Source organism: Syntrophotalea carbinolica DSM 2380 (assembly GCF_000012885.1).
Lineage (GTDB): Bacteria > Desulfobacterota > Desulfuromonadia > Desulfuromonadales > Syntrophotaleaceae > Syntrophotalea > Syntrophotalea carbinolica.
Genome location: NC_007498.2, coordinates 907333 through 926232, shown reverse-complemented (window position 1 = coordinate 926232; position 18900 = coordinate 907333). Strand labels below are relative to the sequence as shown.

The 18900-nt window shown below is 55.5% G+C and carries 22 protein-coding genes; 7 read left to right on the top strand and 15 right to left on the bottom strand.

The annotated features are described in order from the left end of the window. Window positions 1–227: 227 nt before the first annotated feature. Window positions 228–1034: a DUF364 domain-containing protein gene (locus PCAR_RS04705; protein WP_011340489.1), complete on the bottom strand. Its 807-nt coding sequence runs from the start codon at window positions 1032–1034 to the stop codon at window positions 228–230. 194 nt (window positions 1035–1228) lie between these two features. On the opposite strand from PCAR_RS04705, the gene PCAR_RS18770 reads away from it, so the two are divergent. From PCAR_RS18770 to bamE, 4 genes are all read left to right on the top strand, one after another. Beyond that, window positions 1229–1717, top strand: a complete 489-nt coding sequence (locus PCAR_RS18770; protein ID WP_158447402.1) for a hypothetical protein — start codon at window positions 1229–1231, stop codon at window positions 1715–1717. Between the two features lie 15 nt (window positions 1718–1732). After that, window positions 1733–1918 (top strand): hypothetical protein, encoded by a 186-nt coding sequence (locus PCAR_RS18765; protein WP_158447401.1) that lies wholly within the window; start codon window positions 1733–1735, stop codon window positions 1916–1918. Between the two features lie 198 nt (window positions 1919–2116). Beyond that, window positions 2117–2545: a nucleoside 2-deoxyribosyltransferase gene (locus tag PCAR_RS04690; protein WP_011340487.1), complete on the top strand. Its 429-nt coding sequence runs from the start codon at window positions 2117–2119 to the stop codon at window positions 2543–2545. A gap of 263 nt (window positions 2546–2808) precedes the next feature. Further along, complete coding sequence (bamE, locus tag PCAR_RS04685; RefSeq protein ID WP_011340486.1) at window positions 2809–3072, top strand: outer membrane protein assembly factor BamE domain-containing protein; 264 nt, start codon at window positions 2809–2811, stop codon at window positions 3070–3072. Between the two features lie 118 nt (window positions 3073–3190). Here bamE and PCAR_RS18760 read toward each other — a convergent pair whose 3' ends face one another. The 8 genes from PCAR_RS18760 to hemG all read right to left on the bottom strand — a co-directional run bounded on the left by PCAR_RS18760 (window position 3191) and on the right by hemG (window position 10065). Then, the gene (locus PCAR_RS18760; RefSeq protein WP_158447400.1) at window positions 3191–3334 is read right to left on the bottom strand and encodes a hypothetical protein; all 144 of its coding nucleotides are present in this window, start codon (window positions 3332–3334) and stop codon (window positions 3191–3193) included. Between the two features lie 96 nt (window positions 3335–3430). Beyond that, window positions 3431–3631, bottom strand: coding sequence for a cold-shock protein (locus tag PCAR_RS04680; protein ID WP_011340484.1), 201 nt, complete (start codon window positions 3629–3631; stop codon window positions 3431–3433). A 390-nt stretch (window positions 3632–4021) separates the two neighbouring features. After that, window positions 4022–5077, bottom strand: coding sequence for a molybdenum ABC transporter ATP-binding protein (modC, locus tag PCAR_RS04675; protein WP_011340483.1), 1056 nt, complete (start codon window positions 5075–5077; stop codon window positions 4022–4024). Further along, complete coding sequence (gene modB / locus PCAR_RS04670; protein ID WP_011340482.1) at window positions 5074–5763, bottom strand: molybdate ABC transporter permease subunit; 690 nt, start codon at window positions 5761–5763, stop codon at window positions 5074–5076. The genes modC and modB overlap by 4 nt, the downstream gene beginning before the upstream one ends. 35 nt (window positions 5764–5798) lie before the next feature. Next, window positions 5799–6536, bottom strand: a complete 738-nt coding sequence (modA, locus tag PCAR_RS04665) for a molybdate ABC transporter substrate-binding protein (protein ID WP_011340481.1) — start codon at window positions 6534–6536, stop codon at window positions 5799–5801. Window positions 6537–6812: 276 nt separating this feature from the next. Further along, a complete protein-coding gene (locus PCAR_RS04660) occupies window positions 6813–7529 on the bottom strand; it encodes an FKBP-type peptidyl-prolyl cis-trans isomerase (protein WP_011340480.1) in 717 nt (238 codons plus the stop codon). A 153-nt stretch (window positions 7530–7682) separates the two neighbouring features. Beyond that, window positions 7683–8525: a ribosome biogenesis GTPase YlqF gene (gene ylqF, locus PCAR_RS04655; protein WP_011340479.1), complete on the bottom strand. Its 843-nt coding sequence runs from the start codon at window positions 8523–8525 to the stop codon at window positions 7683–7685. Between the two features lie 127 nt (window positions 8526–8652). Next, on the bottom strand, window positions 8653–10065 hold the full coding sequence (hemG, locus tag PCAR_RS04650; RefSeq protein ID WP_011340478.1) for a protoporphyrinogen oxidase: 1413 nt from the start codon (window positions 10063–10065) through the stop codon (window positions 8653–8655). A 140-nt stretch (window positions 10066–10205) separates the two neighbouring features. On the opposite strand from hemG, the gene PCAR_RS04645 reads away from it, so the two are divergent. Next, window positions 10206–11096 carry a DnaJ C-terminal domain-containing protein gene (locus tag PCAR_RS04645; protein ID WP_011340477.1) on the top strand — a complete coding sequence of 297 codons (891 nt, stop codon included), beginning with the start codon at window positions 10206–10208 and terminating at the stop codon, window positions 11094–11096. Window positions 11097–11122: 26 nt separating this feature from the next. Here the strand turns inward: PCAR_RS04645 and hemH are convergent, their stop codons facing one another. From hemH to PCAR_RS04625, 4 genes are all read right to left on the bottom strand, one after another. After that, window positions 11123–12148, bottom strand: coding sequence for a ferrochelatase (hemH, locus tag PCAR_RS04640; RefSeq protein ID WP_011340476.1), 1026 nt, complete (start codon window positions 12146–12148; stop codon window positions 11123–11125). A 44-nt stretch (window positions 12149–12192) separates the two neighbouring features. Next, window positions 12193–13224: a uroporphyrinogen decarboxylase gene (gene hemE, locus PCAR_RS04635; RefSeq protein WP_011340475.1), complete on the bottom strand. Its 1032-nt coding sequence runs from the start codon at window positions 13222–13224 to the stop codon at window positions 12193–12195. Then, a complete protein-coding gene (locus PCAR_RS04630) occupies window positions 13214–14314 on the bottom strand; it encodes a radical SAM/SPASM domain-containing protein (protein ID WP_011340474.1) in 1101 nt (366 codons plus the stop codon). The genes hemE and PCAR_RS04630 overlap by 11 nt, the downstream gene beginning before the upstream one ends. 153 nt (window positions 14315–14467) lie before the next feature. Then, on the bottom strand, window positions 14468–15577 hold the full coding sequence (locus PCAR_RS04625) for an NAD(P)H-dependent flavin oxidoreductase (RefSeq protein ID WP_011340473.1): 1110 nt from the start codon (window positions 15575–15577) through the stop codon (window positions 14468–14470). Between the two features lie 326 nt (window positions 15578–15903). Here PCAR_RS04625 and PCAR_RS04620 point away from each other — a divergent pair, with 326 nt between their 5' ends. Together PCAR_RS04620 and PCAR_RS04615 are read left to right on the top strand one after the other, a co-directional pair. Beyond that, on the top strand, window positions 15904–16866 hold the full coding sequence (locus PCAR_RS04620) for a sensor histidine kinase (RefSeq protein WP_011340472.1): 963 nt from the start codon (window positions 15904–15906) through the stop codon (window positions 16864–16866). Then, window positions 16863–17573, top strand: coding sequence for a response regulator transcription factor (locus PCAR_RS04615; protein ID WP_011340471.1), 711 nt, complete (start codon window positions 16863–16865; stop codon window positions 17571–17573). The genes PCAR_RS04620 and PCAR_RS04615 overlap by 4 nt, the downstream gene beginning before the upstream one ends. Before the next feature lie 90 nt (window positions 17574–17663). On the opposite strand, the gene PCAR_RS04610 is transcribed toward PCAR_RS04615, so the two are convergent. Then, the gene (locus PCAR_RS04610; protein WP_011340470.1) at window positions 17664–18329 is read right to left on the bottom strand and encodes an NAD(P)/FAD-dependent oxidoreductase; all 666 of its coding nucleotides are present in this window, start codon (window positions 18327–18329) and stop codon (window positions 17664–17666) included. Window positions 18330–18408: 79 nt separating this feature from the next. After that, on the bottom strand, window positions 18409–18774 hold the full coding sequence (locus tag PCAR_RS04605) for a response regulator (RefSeq protein ID WP_011340469.1): 366 nt from the start codon (window positions 18772–18774) through the stop codon (window positions 18409–18411). Between the last annotated feature and the right edge of the window lie 126 nt (window positions 18775–18900).

Below are 18900 nucleotides of genomic sequence, written 5' to 3'. Positions count from 1 at the left end.
TATCCCCAAAAAGTGAGCCTGCCTGGCTGACACGGCACACAATAATATCAATGGATTTGATTGTCAATTTTTTTGACAGTCAAGCCCGTAAACATTATTTGCGCCACTATGAGAAAATATGGGTAAACCAGGACGCGAAGCAAACAATGTCATAATCGAACGGTTCTGGTGCCCCTGAAAACCAGTGTATTAACCTGAGCACTTTCGAGGCATCCAGAGACATACAGTCAGCGGGCGGGCATAGCCCATATCTTGGATGTGGCTTCCCCCCATTTGCCGCCGCTTGAAAAACGTTCCAGGAACAGGTCCAGATCTTTTACGCGGGTAAACCCTACGGCATCGACGCCGAGAGCGAACACCGTATCGGGAAGAAAACCCGCCGTCGGCCCCATCATGGCCACAAAGGCGGCGTCGATGCAGTGGGGGATCACTGTCAGCAATGAATCGTTCAGAACGGTTGTAGCCGTAATAAGTATTTTGTCGCATCCGCGCAGTGCTTCAGGATCGTCGGTCATGGTAAAGGGATGGGATCCTTCCCGCAGGTCTTCGGACAGTTCGACAACCACGACTTCGCCCGCTTTTTCCACCAGTTTATCCATCATCGGGCGAAAAAAGCCGACCACTCCGACGCGGCTCGATTTATCCAACCGCAGGATGTCGAAAAGGTCAGACTCCGTGTCCAGTCTATATGCACCGGGATTTGTATTTAAGAAGTCCTGCGACAAGGCATTCAGTACGGCAAGGCCCGCGGTCTTTTTCAAGGTATCCTCGGTAAGCAGCCATGACATGATTTCATCGGCAGTTTTGCCCACTATCTCGTCCGGATCCCAGGCCACATAGCGTTGCATGGCTTGGTCATCACGGTGAAACAGATTATAACTGAAACCGACAGCTCCGTTTTCCAAAACCGCCACAGTGAATGGGGGGATCTTTGTATCGCACACCGGCGTTTTGACAAAACGTTGTACCTTGACAGACAAACTGTCCGGGCATTTATTCCGTACCGATGCAATCAGATCTTTTCTCAGCGACATGGCATTTTCTCCCTGCAGGTTTGTTCACTACGTCGAAATAAGTTTCTTCTCACGTTTCGCTAGCACATTTGGACTTTTTAAGCAAGTCCGGAGAGCCGCCATTTCGATCATCGACACGGTAACCAGGAGTTGAACGATCCTAAAAAGACTTCGCCTCAATGCGATAAATCTTTTGATCCGGGATTGCGTTCCTGGTGAAAAACAACATTAAAATATGCCGGATGCCGTTGGGGCCACAGCAAAAAGGTCACCTACAGCAAAAGCTGCACGCGACCTTCTCCGGCAACGGAAAGCCGGCCTTGGAATCCGAGGCATGTGAAAATTCAAGCGCGCGGTTCGGAGACTGTATCCTCCCTGGCCTGCTCGTCCACGGCCTCGATAATCTCAGCAAAAGCATTGCCTTGCACCGATCCCGCTTCCATCAACTTCTGTGCTACAGCCTGAATCTGGCACCAGTTTGCGGCGACCAGATCATCCGCTTCCTTCAACAACGCCTTGATTTCGCCGGTGGACATAAAGTGGGTGAGTTGGCAGATTTTGCGATGATCCGATCTGGAGGGCTTTCTCGTATGGGCCTGGCAAAAACGTTTTTCTGCGGCATGCCCAGCCAACAGAACAAGTGCCGTATGCCTTGGATTTTGGTGTCCCGAAAAAAATTGGCAAAACCCCTCCACTTCTTTTGATGTATGGATGGAGAGATGGGCAAACCGTTGCCCGAAGCGGTAGCCAACCACCGCGTGGCCGGCTTCATGATAAGCTACGGTCGCTTTGTCTATCGGCACCATGGGTCTGACCTGATTCTGCCGAAGTGCATCGCCTACGGCATTGAAATGTTCGCGTTCAAGTTGTGGAAAAAGCTCCCTGACTATCACGCATTTCGATAGCTACCCGCTCCAGCGGACAAGCAGGGGGCCGCCTGCCTCGTCGCAGCATTGAACCAACCCCTTACCATGGTATAGTTAAGCCCCGCGAAGACACCTGAAGCAAAGCCATACTTCGGGGACAGCTGCAAAACAAGGGATAAATAAACAATACCCGCCATAAGCAGATAAACAACCTCAGGATTTTCTACGGAGACGTACATGAAGATATTTTTTTCGGGATCCATTCGCGGTGGAAACAAGTACCGTCGACAATACGGTCAGATACTGGCATTCCTGCAGGCCTTTGGCGAGACTATTTCGGAACATTCAGACCGGCCCGAAGCCTTTGACGACGGAGGGTTAAAGGGGGATGCGGCCATTTATGCCCGGGATACCCATTGGATCAGGGAAGCCGATCTTCTTGTCGCGGAGGTTTCCCAACCATCCATTGGAGTGGGCTACGAGATTGCCTATGCGGAAGCCAGGAATATTCCGATCCTGGCGCTCTACCATGTCGGGGCCGAAAGCCCCATGTCGGCCATGGTTTTCGGTAATCCGAAAATCACCTCCATCCGCTACGATTCCCTGTCCGAGCTATGGCCCGTGCTGAAGGACACGCTTGCCGAAACGCACTTGCCTCCCAAGTAGTCACACCCGGCTGAACTTGAATTCTAGCGGGCATAGCCACTACGACCCTGCTCTTTTCAGGCAAACACCGCGATTAACCAAGGAGCCATCACGCAGGCCACTGCTTCGAAGCAGCACTCGGTAAGCGTGCCGCGGCACAGGATTTATTTGACTTTACACATGGATAACTAATAGACTTTGCCAATCCATATGTTACCTGAAGACCAAACTGCGTCCATCGTGAAACCACGGAATTTATGGATCAACCATGAAGGAGACATCCTGTGAAATTCAAATTTACGTTTATAATTTTCGTCTTTTTGGTGTTATCCGGATGCGCCCCGTGGAAATCGGTCGACAAAATTGATTTGGGGATGACAAAAGCGCAGGTTCTTCAGCTGGTAGGAAAACCCGAAAGTGTCAATGGGGCTGGAAATGAAGAGTATTTCTGGTACGTTCCTGCCAATAAGTTCTGGACAAGTTATTATGTGCGATTTATCGACGGTAAAGTCGAATCCTACGGACTCGTGGACGCCGACAAAGAATAACGCCTTAACTGGGCCTGTCTGTTGCCTAACAAATACCAAAGCAGCCAAACAGCATCGTACCTGAGTGCAGTTTCCGTTGAAACACCTGTCTTTTCTAAGTCATCGGATGCGCAACAGACTATTCCTCCTCAGGCGATTGCTGGAGTTTTTCCTCCCTTTTGCGCTTCTTCTCTTCCTTTTTAGCTTTCTTGGCAAGTTCTTTCTGGCGTTTTTCATAGCCGTAATTCGGTTTCTTGGCCATGGTGTAACCTTTCCGACGCATGTTGCGCCTGCTATGAGACGGCAATACCACCACAGATAAAAAAAGAGCCCCGCGATTATTCGCGGGGCTCTTTTACAGATTAATGCTTAATTTTACTTAAACTCTGCGTACATTAACCGATTGGGGGCCCTTCTGGCCCTGGGTAACCTCGAAAACTACGCGGTCACCTTCGGCGAGGGATTTGAAACCTTCGCCCTGAATTTCGGAAAAATGTACAAACACATCAGGTCCGTTATCCTGCTCGATAAAACCAAAACCCTTTGCGTCATTAAACCATTTTACTGTACCTTCTGCCATTTTTTCTCCATGATCCCGAATGGGAACTTTTTGTTGTGTAAATTCGGACCACCCGGAAAATAAAAAACACACATCCCAAGAAGGGCCTGTGTGTTTGATCCATGCTGACACCTTGTCAGACTGGTGATCGAAAAAACGCTTACACAAACTTGCTTAAGTGAAAACACAGTAGCACGATGCAACGTTGAATGCAACGCTTAAATACCTATAAAATAAATAAAAATTCGTTTTTAAGCTCCCCGCTCTGAAAAAGAGGGGCCGACCTCCTTAATGGAGACATGGCACGATGGCCACGATCCGGCCTTTGTCGGCCCCTATTCCACGGTTGCCACACCAAACAGGAGAGCCCGCTGCTCCCGCCACGGAACAAAAAATCGAATTACGAGGCAATCAGTAAAGCTTTCGAAATGCGGAGGCTTTGATCACCGCGATGGTCGCGCCCCCCTCTTCCAGGCCGAGATCACGCACAGCCTCGCCTACCACCTGCGAAACCAGTTGCTGGCCGTTGCAATCGAGCTCCACAGCGACTCGATTGCCGACATCAAATATTTTTTTCACCCGGCAATGCAATATATTGCGTGCGCTGCTCGCTTCCGGATGACGTTTGAACAGGGTTATTTCCCGGGAAGACAGCTCGAACATGCTCGCCTGCTCTTTACCGCCAACGGTCACAATCAGGTCCTGGTCTCCCCAGCGATAAACAAACAGGTCCTTTTGATTACGCGGATCACGCAATTCAAGGATGTTGGTATACCCTTCCTGGGTCGTCCCCATGCGATGCAAAGCCAGTTGATGAGCGGAAGTCTGAGCACGGATCCGGCCGTTGGCGAACTCAAATACCTGATCGGTCATCAAACGCATCTCGCTAAGCGAATGGCTGATGAACATCAAAGGTATCTTAAACTCCGCAAAAACGTTTTTAAGATAAGGAATGATCTGAAATTTAAGTCTCTCATCCAGACCGTTAAGGGGTTCGTCCATCAAAACCAGGCGCGGACACGAAAGTACCGTGCGGCCAAGAGCCACCCGTTGACGTTCTCCTCCGGAGAGTGCATCCACTTTGCGGCTTAGCAACGGCCCCAGGTCAAGCACCTCGACCAGCGCATCGGGATCAATCACTCGCTGGGCTTTGGGGATCCGTTTGTAGCCGTAAAGAAGATTGCGTCTTACCCCCATGTGAGGAAACAGGTGGGCATGTTGAAACACCACGCCGATACGGCGGTTTTCCGTTGACCGATTGATTCGCGACCTGCCATCGAAGAGCGTTTCGCCATTAAGACGAATAAAGCCGCGATCCGGCTTAAGCAGACCGGCGAGCATGTGCATCAGGGTCGATTTGCCGCTACCCGAAGGACCGAAGATCCCGACGCGCCGACAGCGCACGGAGAAGTCCGAGGCAAAGCAGAAATCGCCAAGTTGCTTTTCGACGGAGACTTCAAGGTTCATGGGCGATGGCCTCGTTTGAAACGCCTGATCATCCCTTCGTTAAAGATCAGGACCGTCAATGCCAAGCCGATGGACACCAGGCACAGCCCCAGAGCCATACGATCGCCGCCCGGGGTGCTGGTATAGTCGAAAATCGCCAACGGGATGGTCTGGGTTACCCCCGGAATATTGCCGGCAAGAACAATAGTCGCCCCGAACTCACCGAGACTGCGGGCAAACATCAGGGTAGCACCGGCAAGGATCGCGCGCGCCGACAGCGGAAGGATTACCGTAAACAAGGTGTCGTACCAGCGCGCTCCAAGGGTGCGGGAGGCCTGTATCAGGCTATCGTCGATTTCCTCCATGCCGATACAGATCGACCGCACCAGCAGGGGAAAACCGACCACCATCGACGCAATCACCGCGGCCTTCCAGGTAAATATGATACGTATGCCCATATCGGCCAGCATCGCTCCAAGCCAGCCATGGTTCCCCAGAGATAACAGCAGCAGGTAACCGACCACAACCGGCGGCAGCACCAGCGGCAGGCTGACCATGCCATTAAGCAGAGGCTTGCCCGGCAACCTGGAAAAAACCAGCAAGTACGCAGCCGCGAAACCAAACGGTATGGATACCAGGGTGGCCGTAAAAGCCACCCGGGCGGAAAGGGCCATGGCCTGCACATCGGTCGGAGAAAATGCGATCATGATATAGGCTCTTGCAAGAAGTCCTTTACACAACCTCAGCGCACGACAAAACCGTATTTTTTCAGAATCGTCGCGGCCTCAGCGGTTTTGAGATAAGCCAGAAATGCAGCCGCTTCGGGCTTTTTAATCCCTTCAGCGGTCAAGGCAATCGGGTAGGTCACCTCATTGTAAAGAGATTGCGGAACCTCCAGCAGGATCACCGCGTTCTGGGCCAGCAGAGCATCGGTCTTGTACACAAATGCTCCGTCGGTCTCGCCGCGATCGGCGTACATCAGCGCTTGGCGCACATCCTTGGCCAGAATAAGTTTAGGTTGCACTTTTCCGTACAGCCCGGCAGCCTGCAGGGCCTGCTGAGCATATTGGCCGGCCGGTACGCTTTTGGGACTGCCGATAGCGATGCGCCGGAGGTTGAGGATATCTTCGAGTTTGCCGACCACCGGCCCCTTCTGGCCGACCAGAACCAGAGAATTATAAGCGAAACTCTGAACCGCATCGGCCGAAATCATGTTCTTTTCCACCAGATAGTTCATCCACTTGGGATTGGCGGAAATATAAAGATCCGCCGGCGCCCCCTGGGCAATCTGTTTGGCCAGGGCCCCCGAAGAGGCGAAGTTAGGCAGGACTTTGACATCTTTGGCCTTTTGCTCATAAGTGGCCACGAGTTCCTTGACCGCATCGGTCATGCTGGCTGCCACCGAAAGCCGAACCTCGGCAGCAAGGGCAGGAGACACCAGAAGAATGGAAAGCAGCAGGGCAACCAGAAGCGAACGCATAAAAAATTCCTTTCCAGAAAAAGAAGAGAAGTGTTGCTGAAACTGTCGCAGCCTGAGGGATTGTTGCCGTCATCGTTGGCGGGAAGCACCCTGTCCTTTGATACGATAGTGCCACTAGGCCACAATCGTGTCAATGAGAAAATGTTCCTATCCCCCCCAGGCGAATTGCCATCATCGCTGCAAATACGAACAGCCTTCAGGCAAGGACCTGAAGGCTGTTCGTTCTGATTCTTATAACGTTTAAATATCCGATTACACATCGGAAGAATTTCTGCGCTATTTTTCCTGCGGCTTGACTTCCAGCAGTTCGACTTCGAACACCAACGTGGCGTTGGGACCGATGCGGGGGCCGGCACCACGCTCGCCGTAAGCCAGTTCGGGAGGCAGCACCAATTGCCACTTGGAGCCTTCCTTCATCAACTGCAAGGCTTCCGTCCAACCGGGAATGACCCCGCCGACGCGGAGTTCGGCAGGCTCCTTACGGGCATAGGAACTGTCGAACTCGGTGCCGTCAACCAGCGTTCCGCGATAATGCACCTTGACCATATCTTCGGCTGCAGGCTGTTTACCGGTGCCTTCGGTGATCACCTTATACTGCAGACCGCTGGGCAAGGTTTGAACACCCTCTTTTTTAGCGTTGTCCTCGAGGTACTTTTTGCCCTCTTCCGCATTCTTGACGGTGGCCTCTTCGAGACGGGTCTTTTCCTTGGCCACCATTTCCTTCTGAAACGCCACCATGGTTTCCCGAATTTCGTCATCCGTCAGCAACGGCTCGGTACCGGCCAGGCCGTCTTCGATACCTTTCATCAAAAGATCGGTACTCAATTCGACCTGCTGGGCCTTGAAATCCCGCCCAATGCGCAGACCGATACCGTAACTCACCTTGTCTTGCAGCGATTCCATTTTGACGACGGCCTGCTCCTTGCCGGAACAACCGCCGATGGTAAGCACCATGGCCACAGCGGCCAGGGAAATGCTCATGCCACGTTTCATTGTATTACCTCCATGGGTAAAAAGGGCTGGTTTAAGCGTGATGGATAGCCAGACTATCTTCAGCGCATGCAACTTGTAAATTGTTTTTATTAGACATCGGTTAAACGTCTGTCGCTATTCGGAACAAAGCAACGATACACCGGGTTGCTGGAATCACTCCGTTCCCGTATCGGCCAGACTCTCCATACTTATACGGCCCAAACGGCCTGCCTGCAGATCATGCAGCACAATCTCGGCGGCACGTTGCCGATCAACGACACCTCCCGCCATCAGACAACCGCGACGGCGACCGACCTGCTCGATCAGCAATTCGCCGTTTTGCGGAAGCTCCTTCAGGCGATAGCGCTCTATAAGCTGTTGGGGATAACGTTCCAGCAGAAAATCCCCGGTAAAAGCCGCAATCCGTTCGTGGTCCATGGCGTTGTCGCCGATGGCCCCAGTGGCCGCCAGACACATGGCGCCGCGCTGATCTTCCAGATTGGGAGCCAGCACGCCAGGGGTGTCGAACAACAAAATCCCGTTGCGCAGATCAACCTGCTGTGCGCTGCGGGTGATGGCCGGCTTATCCCCGACTTTGGCGATTTTGCGGCCGCACAAGGTGTTGATGAGGGTCGATTTGCCCACGTTGGGAATACCGACAATCATGATACGCAAAGGCTTTCCCGGCCCGCCACGATGGGGAACCAGACTGCGGCTGAGACGAACCAGACGGGTCAATTCGGCTTTGCGCGTGGCATTGATGGCCAAGGCCTTCATCCCCTTGCCGCGGCTTTCGAAAAAACGCACCCACTCGCCGGTAACTTCGGGATCGGCAAGGTCGTTTTTGTTCAGAACCTTGATGCAGGGCTTGACGCCCCGCATTTCGGCGAGCAGCGGATTACTGCTGGCCATCGGCAGACGCGCGTCGAGCACCTCGATGACGAGATCGATTTTGGGCATGGCCTCGGCAATCTGTTGCCGGGCGCTATGCATATGTCCTGGGAACCAATTAATCATTTAAGTTTCTCACTACAAAACCAGGCAGTTGTAGCGCTGCCCGGCCTTTCATTACTGCGACCCGATATTAAGCAAACGCCATGCCGGGTCGCATGGGTTAACATTCGAAATACGGTCTGAAACCGGTTCAAGCCTGCTGGCGCTGCTGCATCAACGTCAAGACCCGGCTTGCCACACGATCTGCGGCGGCGACGCAATCGTTAAGCCCGACGCCGTAAAAGGCGTTTCCGACCAAAAACAGGCCCGGATAGGCGGCCGCCTTGTCCTCCAGAACCTTCAGGCGCGCCCCGTGACCGGACACATATTGGGGAATGGCCGCTGTATGGCGGATAATCCTAACAAAATCGGGCGCTTGTTTTATGCCCATGGATCGGGACAAATCTTCCTCAACGCGTTGCTGTACTTCATCCGCACTCAGCTGGGCAGCATCGGGACGGGTGGCGCCGCCGAACATGGTGCGCAGCAACACGTACCCCGCCGGGGCCCGGCCGGGAAAAATGGAAGAGGACCACAAGGTTCCGAGGCTGTGCATGCCCGAACGGCGCGCCGCCAGGTAACCGAAGCCGTCCAGCGACAACGGCAGGGCTTCGCGACGGTAACCGAAACAGGCAATCTGCAGCGGCGCGTAGGGAATCTGTCGCAACTGCGCCGCCATCGGAGCGGAAAACCCTTCCACCTGGGTGGCCAACGCCATGGCCGGCACCGCAGCCACCACGATATCGGTTTCATGCACCCGCCCCTTATGCGTCCGAAGGGAAAATCCCTCCTTCAGCGGCGTAATAGCGGCCACCGCATCGCCCAGGTGAAGGTTTGGAGCGAGAAGCCGGGAGAGTCCGTCTGTCAGCTCCTGAATCCCTCCGCCGAAGGAGGTAAGAATCCCTCCGGGTCCTGCCGCTCCGGCCACCGCTTTACCGGCCCGGCGTTCGGCGCGTTTTTTTCGTGCTAACAGCAACAGAGCGCGTATCAGGCCACCGTATTGCTGTTCCAGTTCGTGAATACGCGGGAAACAGCTGCGCAAACTCATGGTTTCGGGATCCCCGGCAAAAATTCCCGCCGCCATGGGGCCGACCATTTGATCGAGAGCCTCCCGCCCGAGGCGGCGGCGTACGAAATCGGCCAAGGTCTCATCCGTCAGGTCTTTGCGGCGAGGTACCAGCAACTCCGCCGCCAGCCGCAGCTTGCCGGGCCATGACACCAGCGAGGAGCGAAAAAAGTCGGCAGCCGATTCCGGCACCCTTTGCAAACGCCCCCCGGAAAAGATAAACCTTTTGCGCGCTGCGTCGTTGGATCGCAACAGCTGCTCGGCCAGGCCGGCCTCGCGGCACAGGTCCAGAGTCATCGGCTTGCTGTCGAGAAAACCGTTCGGACCCCATTCGCAGAGATAGCCGTCAACCTTTTCGGAGCGTATCTTGCCACCGGAGCAGTCCTCTTTCTCGAAAATATCGAGAGTCCATTCGAGACCGAGCCGACGCGCCTGCTGCTGAATGGCAAAAGCCGTGGCAAGACCGGAGATACCGGCTCCGACAACGGATATGTTCATGCGACCATCCCTTCTGTGCACCAATTTCCGACCGCGCTACGCCACCTGCGCAAAGGGGAACCTTGACGACATCAGTCGGGCTACTTATATTACCATGTAGCCCACGCGGCTGACTTCGTCTTTTCAATCAGGAGAAATTCATGGCCAAAGACTACTATGCCATTCTGGGCGTCGCTAAAGACGCCGATACCGATACCATCAAAAAAGCGTACAGAAAACAGGCGCTCAAATACCATCCGGACAAAAACCCCGGCGACAAGCAGGCCGAAGAACGTTTCAAGGAAATCACCGAGGCTTACGCGGTGCTCTCCGACGCCGACAAACGCCGCCAGTACGATCAGTTCGGCGAGGCCGGATTCCACCAGCGTTATAGTCAGGAGGACATCTACCGAAACTTTGATGTCGGCGACATGTTCCGCGAGTTCGGCTTCGACACCAACGATATTTTCGGGCGTCTGTTCGGCGGCGGCCGGGGAGCCTCCTTTTTCCAGGGCGGTCGGCCGCGTGCGGTCAAGGGCCAGGATTACGTCATGCACCTCAATCTGCCTTTTCGCCAGGCGGTGCTGGGCGGACAACGCCGTGTCGACTTTCGTGGCGAGGGCGGCGTCGAACACCTGCAGGTCAACATCCCGCCCGGCGTCGAGACGGGTCAGCGTCTGCGTATTGCCGGCAAGGGCGGCGCCAGCCCGGCAGGAGGCCCCCGCGGCGACCTTTTTCTGGAGATCAAGGTCGACCCGGACAGCCGCTTTACCCGCGAGGACCGGAATCTCTATGTCACGGTACGCGTGCCCTTCAGCGGCGCCTGCCTGGGCACCAGCGTGGAAGTCCCGACTCTCGACGGAGAAAAACGGGTCAAGGTTCCGGCGGGCATGGCCAGCGGCGGCAAAATCCGCCTGAAAGGCTTTGGCGTACCGGCCCACGGCCGCAATAAGAACGGCGACCTGTTCGCCGTCATCGAAATTGCCGTACCGAAAAAAACCTCAGCCGAACAAAAAGAATTACTGGAAAAACTTGCCGAGGCCGGACTTTAAACCGGGCCCTGAGCATTTGACGAACCTTACGGCGTTCCCTGGCAGGGAGCGCCGTTTTCATTCTGCCGCGAATCCCGCCAGGAAGCGGGCACCCGGGACGCCACCAGAGAGGCCATGGCACGAATAAAACCGGGATCATCGTTAAACGCCGCAACCCGCTCAAACCGCGTCATGCCCCGCCGCAAAGCATAATCCCGATACCCCTGATCGATTTCATGCAATGTCTCGACGTGATCCGAGACAAAAGAAACCGGTACCACCAGCACCTCGCGGACGCCCTCATCCACCAAGGTGTCGAGAGCCTCGGTTACGCTCGGCCCGATCCATCGCACCGGACCGCTACGGCTTTGAAACGCCAATCTGGAGCGGGATCGATATTCCGGCAGACGCTCCAGCACGCCGCGCATGGTGGTACGAACCTGATCCAGATAAGGGTCGCCTTCCAGGATAAGTTTTTCCGGCAGGGCATGGGCACTGAACAGCAGCGTGACCCGATGACGCTGTTCCCCGTCAAAACGCGCCAGAGCCTCGCGAACAAGGTGCGCCAGGGCATCCAGAAACGGTGGCCAGTCGAACCAATCGTGAATCAAGCGGTAGTCCAGCTCGGGACAGAAGCGGACCGCATGGCGGCAGAAATCGTTGATACTGCTGCCGCTGGTAGCTGCCGTAAAATGGGGATAGAGCGACAGCACCATGGCGCGTTTCACCCCCTCGCGTCTCAGGTGGGTCAACACCTCCTTGGCGCGCGGTTCCCAGTAGCGCATAATCACGGCCGTACGCCACTCCTCTCCCAACAACCGACCGATGGCGCGGGTCTGGCACTCGGTCCAGATTCGCAAAGGGGACGCACCGCCGATGGCCTCATAAGCGCGCCGCGCCTTGGGTGCCCGCAGGCGCGCCATGAGTCGGGCAAAGGGCCGCTGCAGCCATGCCCCCCCCGGCAGTCGAATCAATTCCCGATCCGAAAACAGATTGCGCAAAAACGGCGCCACCGACTCCGGCCTGTCCGGCCCTCCCATGTTGAGCGAAATCAGAGCCGTTTTTTCGGCCATACAGGCTTTTGTCCGCCATACCGGACGATCCACTGCAGGCTCCATCAGCTTTGGGTCAAACGGTGTACGCAATCGACCAGAAAGGCGGCGTTCTCCGGTGGCACCTCCGGCAGAATACCGTGACCGAGATTAAAGATGTGGCCGGGGCGTCCGGCATTTTCATCCAGAATGCGCCGCACTTCGCGCTCAATGATATCTTGCGCGCCCAGCAATACCGATGGATCGAGATTGCCCTGCACCGCCATACCGTTGCCGAGGATATCCCTGGCACGGTTCAAAGAGGTACACCAGTCCAGTCCCACGACCTGTCCACCGGCCATGGCAACCAGATCGAGCATGGCACCGGCCCCTTTGACGAAGTGGATCAGGGGAATCCCGAAATCCCCCAGTGCAGACAGCAGACGACGGCTGTAAGGCAACACGTAACGCTGGTAATCGGCAGGCGAAAGGATACCTCCCCAGCTGTCGAAAACCTGCAGAGCCTGGGCACCGGCCTCGGCCTGGGCCCGCAGGTAGACTATGCTGGTATCGGTGATCTTGTCCATCAGCCGGGCGTAGGTCTCGGGGGCTTGATACATGAGACGTTTAAGGGCCAGGAAATGCCGGCTGCCGGCGCCTTCCACCATATAACAGGCCAGGGTGAAAGGCGCGCCGCCAAACCCGATCAGGGGAACGCGACCGTCCAGCTCCCGCCGCAACAGGCGGATGGTCTCCAGCACAAAGGGAACATCCTGCTCCGGCTGCAGCACGCGCAACGCTTCCACATCCGCCGCAGTGCGCACCGGCGGCTCCAGCACAGGGGCCGGCCGATAAAACAGGTTCTGCCCCATAGCTTCGATAGGAATGAGAATATCGGAAAACAGTATGGCGGCATCGACGCCCAAGGCGTCAACGGGCTGCAAAGTCACTTCGGCAGCCAGTTCCGGCGTTTTGCATAATTCCAGAAATTTTACCCGCTCCCGGATCTTGCGATATTGGGGCAGATAACGACCGGCCTGCCGCATCAACCATACCGGGGTGCGCGTTACCGGTCGGCCATAACAGGCATTGATGAAATCGTAGTCCTCAGGCATCATTATTATCCTTCAAAACCCCAGCCTTGCGCGGCTGGTAACTGCAAAACGGTTCTTCCGCGAGATAATCGCCGTACACGGCATCCGCCCGGGCCCGGCACCCCCCGCAGGTTCGCAGATATTCGCACACCCCGCACTTGCCGCGATAGGCACTGAAATCCCGCAACTCCTGCAGCAGGGAGGATTCGAACCAGAGTTTGCGAAACGGGGTCTGTTTGACGTTACCAACGGCCCGGGGAAAATAGGAACAGGGTTTGAGATCCCCGAAAGCATCGATAAAACAGATGCTCTGTCCGGCCAGGCAGCCCTTGCCGCCACCGGTGGAAAACGACAGGCTGCGCCTTGCCAGACGCTGACCGTCGGCTTGCGCCAGTTGCGGTGCGATGCGGTAATAGTGGGGAGCGCAGGTCGGCCGCATGAGAATGTCCTGTTCGTCCCGCTCCTGCCGGTAGTGCCAGGCCAGGATGTCTTCGTAATCGGCGGCGCTGATCAGTTCGTCCAGAATATCCTCGCCGCGCCCGGTCGGCACGATCATGAACAGGTACCAGGCTACAGCCCCGAGCTTTTTGGCCAACGCAAAGGTGGCGGCGATGTCCGCCTGGTTGCGTTTTGTAAAAGAAGAGTTTATCAGAAAAGGGAGACCATTGCGGCGCAAGGTCTCGGCCGCGCGTATAGTGGCATCAAAAGCCCCAGGGCAACGGCGAAAGTCGTCGTGGATGGCAGCGCGGGAGCCATCCAGGGACAGCGAAACCATGCGGATCCCGGCGGACTTCATTTCACGACAGATCGCATCAGTCACCAATGTGCCGTTGGTGGCCATGCACATGCGCAGGCCCTGATCGGTGCCGTAAGCGGCAATATCGAAAATATCGTCGCGCAACAAGGGTTCGCCGCCGGATAAAACCAACACCGGCTTGGAAACAGTGCAGATATCGTCGATCAGGCGAAACGCCTCTTCCGTACCGAAACTGCCATCCGGCGCATCGGCATCGGACGAACAGCGGCAATGGATACATTGCAGGTTGCAACGCCGGGTACTCTCCCAGGCGATCCATTTGGGCAAGAATTGTTGTGCGGTGTCATTCAATCTCATCCTCCCGACCGAAAAACAGGTCTGATTCTGGGATGATACATCACAATGGCAGTCGGGAACAAGCGATGCCGACTCCCTCAAGGGCAGGTCATATAAAAAAAGCGGGGTACGCCAGGCGCCCCCGCTTTGTTTACTGTTGTGAAAAATACGACATCAGGCATTAACCGCCAGGCACCGGCTGTCCTGATGGGACAAAGCGAACAGATCGTCGAAAATTTCCTGTACGGTCGTTATTTTATCGGCTTTCCAGGCATTGGTCCCGCAAAAAATCAAGCCGGTATCGACATCTCCGCGTTGGGCCCGGTCGAGCGCTGAGACAATGCAGAAACGCTCGCCGGTTTCTTTATAGGTGCATTTTTTCAGGCACGCACACATGCAACCGGTGCCGCTGTCGAGATCCCGCTGACGGACACGGTCGATATTGCCGACCAGCGCGCGCCCCGGCAACCCTGCGGGACTCATGATCAGGCCGATATCCTCGGGGCGGCTGTCGAGATAAGCCTGTTTGAAAGCGGGCTCGGCATCGCACTCTTCGGTGCAGACAAAGCGGCTTGCCATCTGCACGGCATCGGCACCCTGCGCCAGAGCTTGCAGCACGTCCTGACGATCCCAGATGCCGCCGGCTGCGATCACCGGTACGTCTTTCTGGTAAACCTCCTGGAAATGGGCTTTCACCTGACGTACGGTTTCATACTGATCGTAGCAACCGGTACCGATCTTCTCCGGTTTTTCACCCAGATGTCCCCCGGCAGTATCGGGATCTTCCACCACCACCGCATCGGGCAGACGCTTGTAATTCTGCGACCACTTGCGGGCAATGAGCTGGGCGGCACGCACCGAAGATACGATGGGAATCAAGGCCACGTGAGGATAATCGGCGGTCTGGGCCGGCAGGCTCATGGGCAGGCCGGCACCACTGACAATATACTTTGCACCGGCTTCACAGGCAGCCCGTACCATATCGTCGTAGTTGGTCACGGCCACCATGCAGTTCACACCGATAACGCCTTCAGGGGCAATGGCATAAGCTTTGCGAATTTCATCCTTGAAAGCCTGAATGTCGGCGGCAAAAAAGTTACGTCCGTTGTAATGAGAACTGTTGAGGCCGATACCGGCGGCGGCCACCGTGCCGAAACCGCCACAACGAGCAACGTGACCGGCCAGGTTGCCGCCGGAAACCCTTACCCCCATCCCCCCAAGAACCAGGGGAAAGGGAGTGGAATATTGACCGATGACCAGTTTTTTAACAACGGTATTTTTCATAATACAAATCTCCAAGTCTGACCCGGCCGTCTCCATACGCCTGATCGCCAAACCACCTGAGACGCATAACATACGCCGCGTGGAATGATCGGCCGCTTGCACACATGACGGTGCAATAAGCGCCATGAATCAAAAGACTCTGTTCAGGTGTTCGCAGCAGAAAGCTTCATTTTGCAAGCCGGGTAAAATAGCCTTTACAGGTGCATCATACTAGCAGAAAGCCCCACCCCCCAATGTAATACTTGTGTAAAACCCTCCGTTACATTGAGCAGTGCAAGCCTGCTTTTCTCTTGTCCCCGGCGGCTACCGATGGTAAACAAAGGAGCATGAAAACATGGCGTCGCGTTATCAATCCGTTAATGGCCCTGATCGGCATCCAGTTGGCCTGGGTGCTGGTCGTTGTGTGCTGGGTAACCTGGTTTTTGCAGAATCACCGCAAGCTGAGGCTGCTGGCCGAAAAGTACCACCCGGAGCTGCTACTCGGACGTTACGACTGGCTGCTGCTCATCGAGGGTTTAATCCTGCTGATCGCCATACTGGCCGGGGTTTATGTCATCTTTATCTACTGGCGGCGGCAGACCTCGCTATATCGGGCCCAAAAACAATTCATCTCCCAGGTCAGCCACGAACTACGCTCTCCCCTCGCCTCCTTGCAACTGCATCTGGAAACCATCCGGATGCGAAAACCCGACCCGGCCCAAATGCAGGATTTTCTCGACACCATGCTGGACGATACCGTTCGCCTCAACAACATGGTGGACAATCTGCTGACGGCCAACCGCCTGGAACAGCGCTGGCCGCGTCTGGACCTGCGTCACGGCAACCTCTCCGAAACCATCGAACAGTACCTGCAACAACAAGCGGCCAGCTTGCCCGAGGACTGTTCTCTCGAAGCCGACATCGAACCGAATCTGTTTTGCCGCTTTGAACCCCATGCCATAGAGATCATACTGCGCAACCTGCTGGAAAACGCCATACTTTACGCCAACGGCCCCGCCCGTATTCGCGTGGAACTGGCCAGTGAAAGACACCGCTGCCATTTGCGTGTAACGGACCAGGGGCGCGGCATTGCCCTTAAAGAGCAGAAAAAAGTTTTTCGCATGTTTTACCGAGGCAGACACGAGGGCGAAACCATTCGCGGTTCAGGCCTGGGGTTGTTCATCGTAAAAACCCTGGCCTGGCGGCACAAGGGCAAGGTGTGGCTGGAGAGCAAAGGCGTTGACCAGGGCACTACGGTGCACGTCCTGCTGCCGCGCACGTTCGACCCTTCGACAGGAGGCGCACCATGATCTCTCCGCACATTCTACTGGTTGAAGATGAACTGCACATCGCCCGTGGCCTGATCTTCAATCTGGAGCAAGAGGGATACCGCGTCATCCATGTCAGCTCCGGCGAACAGGCGTTGGAACTGGCCCCCTGGTCGCAATGCCTGCTGGTTATACTGGACCTCATGCTGCCGGGCATTAGCGGCCTGGAAGTTTGTCAGCAACTGCGGGCCCAGGATCCACGCCTGCCGATACTGATCCTGACCGCCCTGGGCAAGGAACAGGATCGCATCGCCGGATTGGAAGCCGGCGCGGATGACTACCTGACCAAGCCTTTCAGCCTCACCGAGTTTCTGCTACGGGTGCGCGGCATGGTAAATCGTTCCAGCTGGTACCGCAGTACCCCGGCGGCCGAAGAATGCTTCCGTTTTGGCGACAATGCGGTATACCTGCAGGACCATCGCGCGGAAACGCCGCGTGGCGACATCGACCTTACCGAACTGGAAGTGCGCATGTTGCAGATTTTTTTTGACCATGAGGGCAGCATCCTGACTCGGGAAAAATTGCTGGCCTCGGTCTGGGGACTGGCACCCGACACGGAAACACGCACCCTGGATAACTTCATCGTGCGGCTGCGAAAATACTTCGAACCGACCCCGGCCCGCCCCAGGCACTTTTTAACCGTTCGCGGCAAAGGCTACAAGTTCTGTCGCGAAGAGACCACTGCCTGACCCGGTGCATTCGGGTTCCGCAAGCACTCCAAATAAAAAACGGGGGAGCCACAGCTCCCCCGTTTTTTGTTATTTCCTATAAAACCTGTATTACTTGCCCAGAACTTCCGCCCGGAATGCGTCCAGACCCATCTCCTGGACAAACTTACCGATGCGCCCCTTGCGATTGTTTGCCTTGAACCAGTCCACGACCTTGGCAACGATCTGAATGGCTTCTTCATCGGTGGGCACATGCTCCACCAGTTTCTGGGAAAGGCGGGGCATACCGCCACCGTTGCCGCCGACCATCACATTCCAACCTTTAGGGGTCCCGATCAGGCCGAGATCCTTGATACAGGCCTCGCCGCAATCGTTGGCACAGCCGGAAACGCCGATCTTGAATTTCCAGGGCAGATCCATGCCATGATACACCTTATCCAGTTCCAAACCAACGCCCACGGAATCCTGCTGGCCACGCTTGCAGAAGGTCGTACCCGGACAGATTTTAACCGAACGGACGCACATACCGATGGCCGCCCCCGGTTTTTCGCCGACAGCCTCCCATACCTCATCCAGCTTATCCTCGTCGATCCCGACGATGGCAATACGCTGGGCACTGGTCAGCTTCAAAGCTTTGGCATTGAATTTCTCCGCGACATCGGCAATCTTGCGCAGAATTTCAGGGGAGGTGATCCCACCAGGAATATGCGGTGCGATGGCAAAGGTTTCCTGGTCACGCTGAACAATGGCACCTTTTTCCAAAAGGTCCTTCTTCATAAAGATATCTCCTTCTTCAAAATAGGTTGTTTACATATCCAAATAACAAGGCCCCGACAGGTTCCGGGAAACCTACTCATCAAGCAATCAGCTTTCCTACCTGCCCCCGTAAATCATCCAGGCGAAACGGTTTGGACAAATACCCGTCCACGTTCATTTCAACCGCGCGGCCGCGCTCGGACTGCTGATCCTTGGCTGTCAGGATCAGAACCGGGCAATCCGGGATGGCAGGATCGCTGCGCAGCTTCTGTACCGTTTCGAACCCATCCATGCCACCGGGCATCATAATATCCATGATGACCAGGTCCGGCGATTCACGCCTGGCGAACTCAAGGGCCTGCTCGCCGCTTTCGGCAAGGATGATCTTACGATCGGAAGCTCCCAGACTGACCTGCAATAACGCTCGAATAGTCGGCTGGTCATCAACGACTAGAATTTTTTTCACCTTTTTTATCCGCCTCTATTCCCCGGAATCACTCATACAAAAGTATACAAAAGTGTTGGCATCAGCCTGGAATCCGATAACTATAAAGCAACTTTCTGGCAGGGGCAAGGCAATCTTAACCTGAAT

Bases quoted from the DNA above. Each gene is read 5' to 3' on its own strand.
- PCAR_RS04690 (WP_011340487.1), top strand. From the start codon at position 2,117: ATGAAGATATTTTTTTCGGGATCCATTCGCGGTGGAAACAAGTACCGT.
- PCAR_RS04630 (WP_011340474.1), bottom strand. From the start codon at position 14,314: ATGAGATTGAATGACACCGCACAACAATTCTTGCCCAAATGGATCGCC.
- PCAR_RS04620 (WP_011340472.1), top strand. From the start codon at position 15,904: ATGAAAACATGGCGTCGCGTTATCAATCCGTTAATGGCCCTGATCGGC.
- hemE (WP_011340475.1), bottom strand. From the start codon at position 13,224: ATGATGCCTGAGGACTACGATTTCATCAATGCCTGTTATGGCCGACCG.
- PCAR_RS04625 (WP_011340473.1), bottom strand. From the start codon at position 15,577: ATGAAAAATACCGTTGTTAAAAAACTGGTCATCGGTCAATATTCCACT.
- hemH (WP_011340476.1), bottom strand. From the start codon at position 12,148: ATGGCCGAAAAAACGGCTCTGATTTCGCTCAACATGGGAGGGCCGGAC.
- ylqF (WP_011340479.1), bottom strand. From the start codon at position 8,525: ATGATTAATTGGTTCCCAGGACATATGCATAGCGCCCGGCAACAGATT.
- PCAR_RS18760 (WP_158447400.1), bottom strand. From the start codon at position 3,334: ATGCGTCGGAAAGGTTACACCATGGCCAAGAAACCGAATTACGGCTAT.
- modA (WP_011340481.1), bottom strand. From the start codon at position 6,536: ATGCGTTCGCTTCTGGTTGCCCTGCTGCTTTCCATTCTTCTGGTGTCT.
- PCAR_RS18765 (WP_158447401.1), top strand. From the start codon at position 1,733: ATGGGCAAACCGTTGCCCGAAGCGGTAGCCAACCACCGCGTGGCCGGC.
- PCAR_RS04680 (WP_011340484.1), bottom strand. From the start codon at position 3,631: ATGGCAGAAGGTACAGTAAAATGGTTTAATGACGCAAAGGGTTTTGGT.
- PCAR_RS04610 (WP_011340470.1), bottom strand. From the start codon at position 18,329: ATGAAGAAGGACCTTTTGGAAAAAGGTGCCATTGTTCAGCGTGACCAG.
- modC (WP_011340483.1), bottom strand. From the start codon at position 5,077: ATGAACCTTGAAGTCTCCGTCGAAAAGCAACTTGGCGATTTCTGCTTT.
- PCAR_RS04705 (WP_011340489.1), bottom strand. From the start codon at position 1,034: ATGTCGCTGAGAAAAGATCTGATTGCATCGGTACGGAATAAATGCCCG.
- PCAR_RS04615 (WP_011340471.1), top strand. From the start codon at position 16,863: ATGATCTCTCCGCACATTCTACTGGTTGAAGATGAACTGCACATCGCC.
- PCAR_RS04645 (WP_011340477.1), top strand. From the start codon at position 10,206: ATGGCCAAAGACTACTATGCCATTCTGGGCGTCGCTAAAGACGCCGAT.
- PCAR_RS04660 (WP_011340480.1), bottom strand. From the start codon at position 7,529: ATGAAACGTGGCATGAGCATTTCCCTGGCCGCTGTGGCCATGGTGCTT.
- hemG (WP_011340478.1), bottom strand. From the start codon at position 10,065: ATGAACATATCCGTTGTCGGAGCCGGTATCTCCGGTCTTGCCACGGCT.
- modB (WP_011340482.1), bottom strand. From the start codon at position 5,763: ATGATCGCATTTTCTCCGACCGATGTGCAGGCCATGGCCCTTTCCGCC.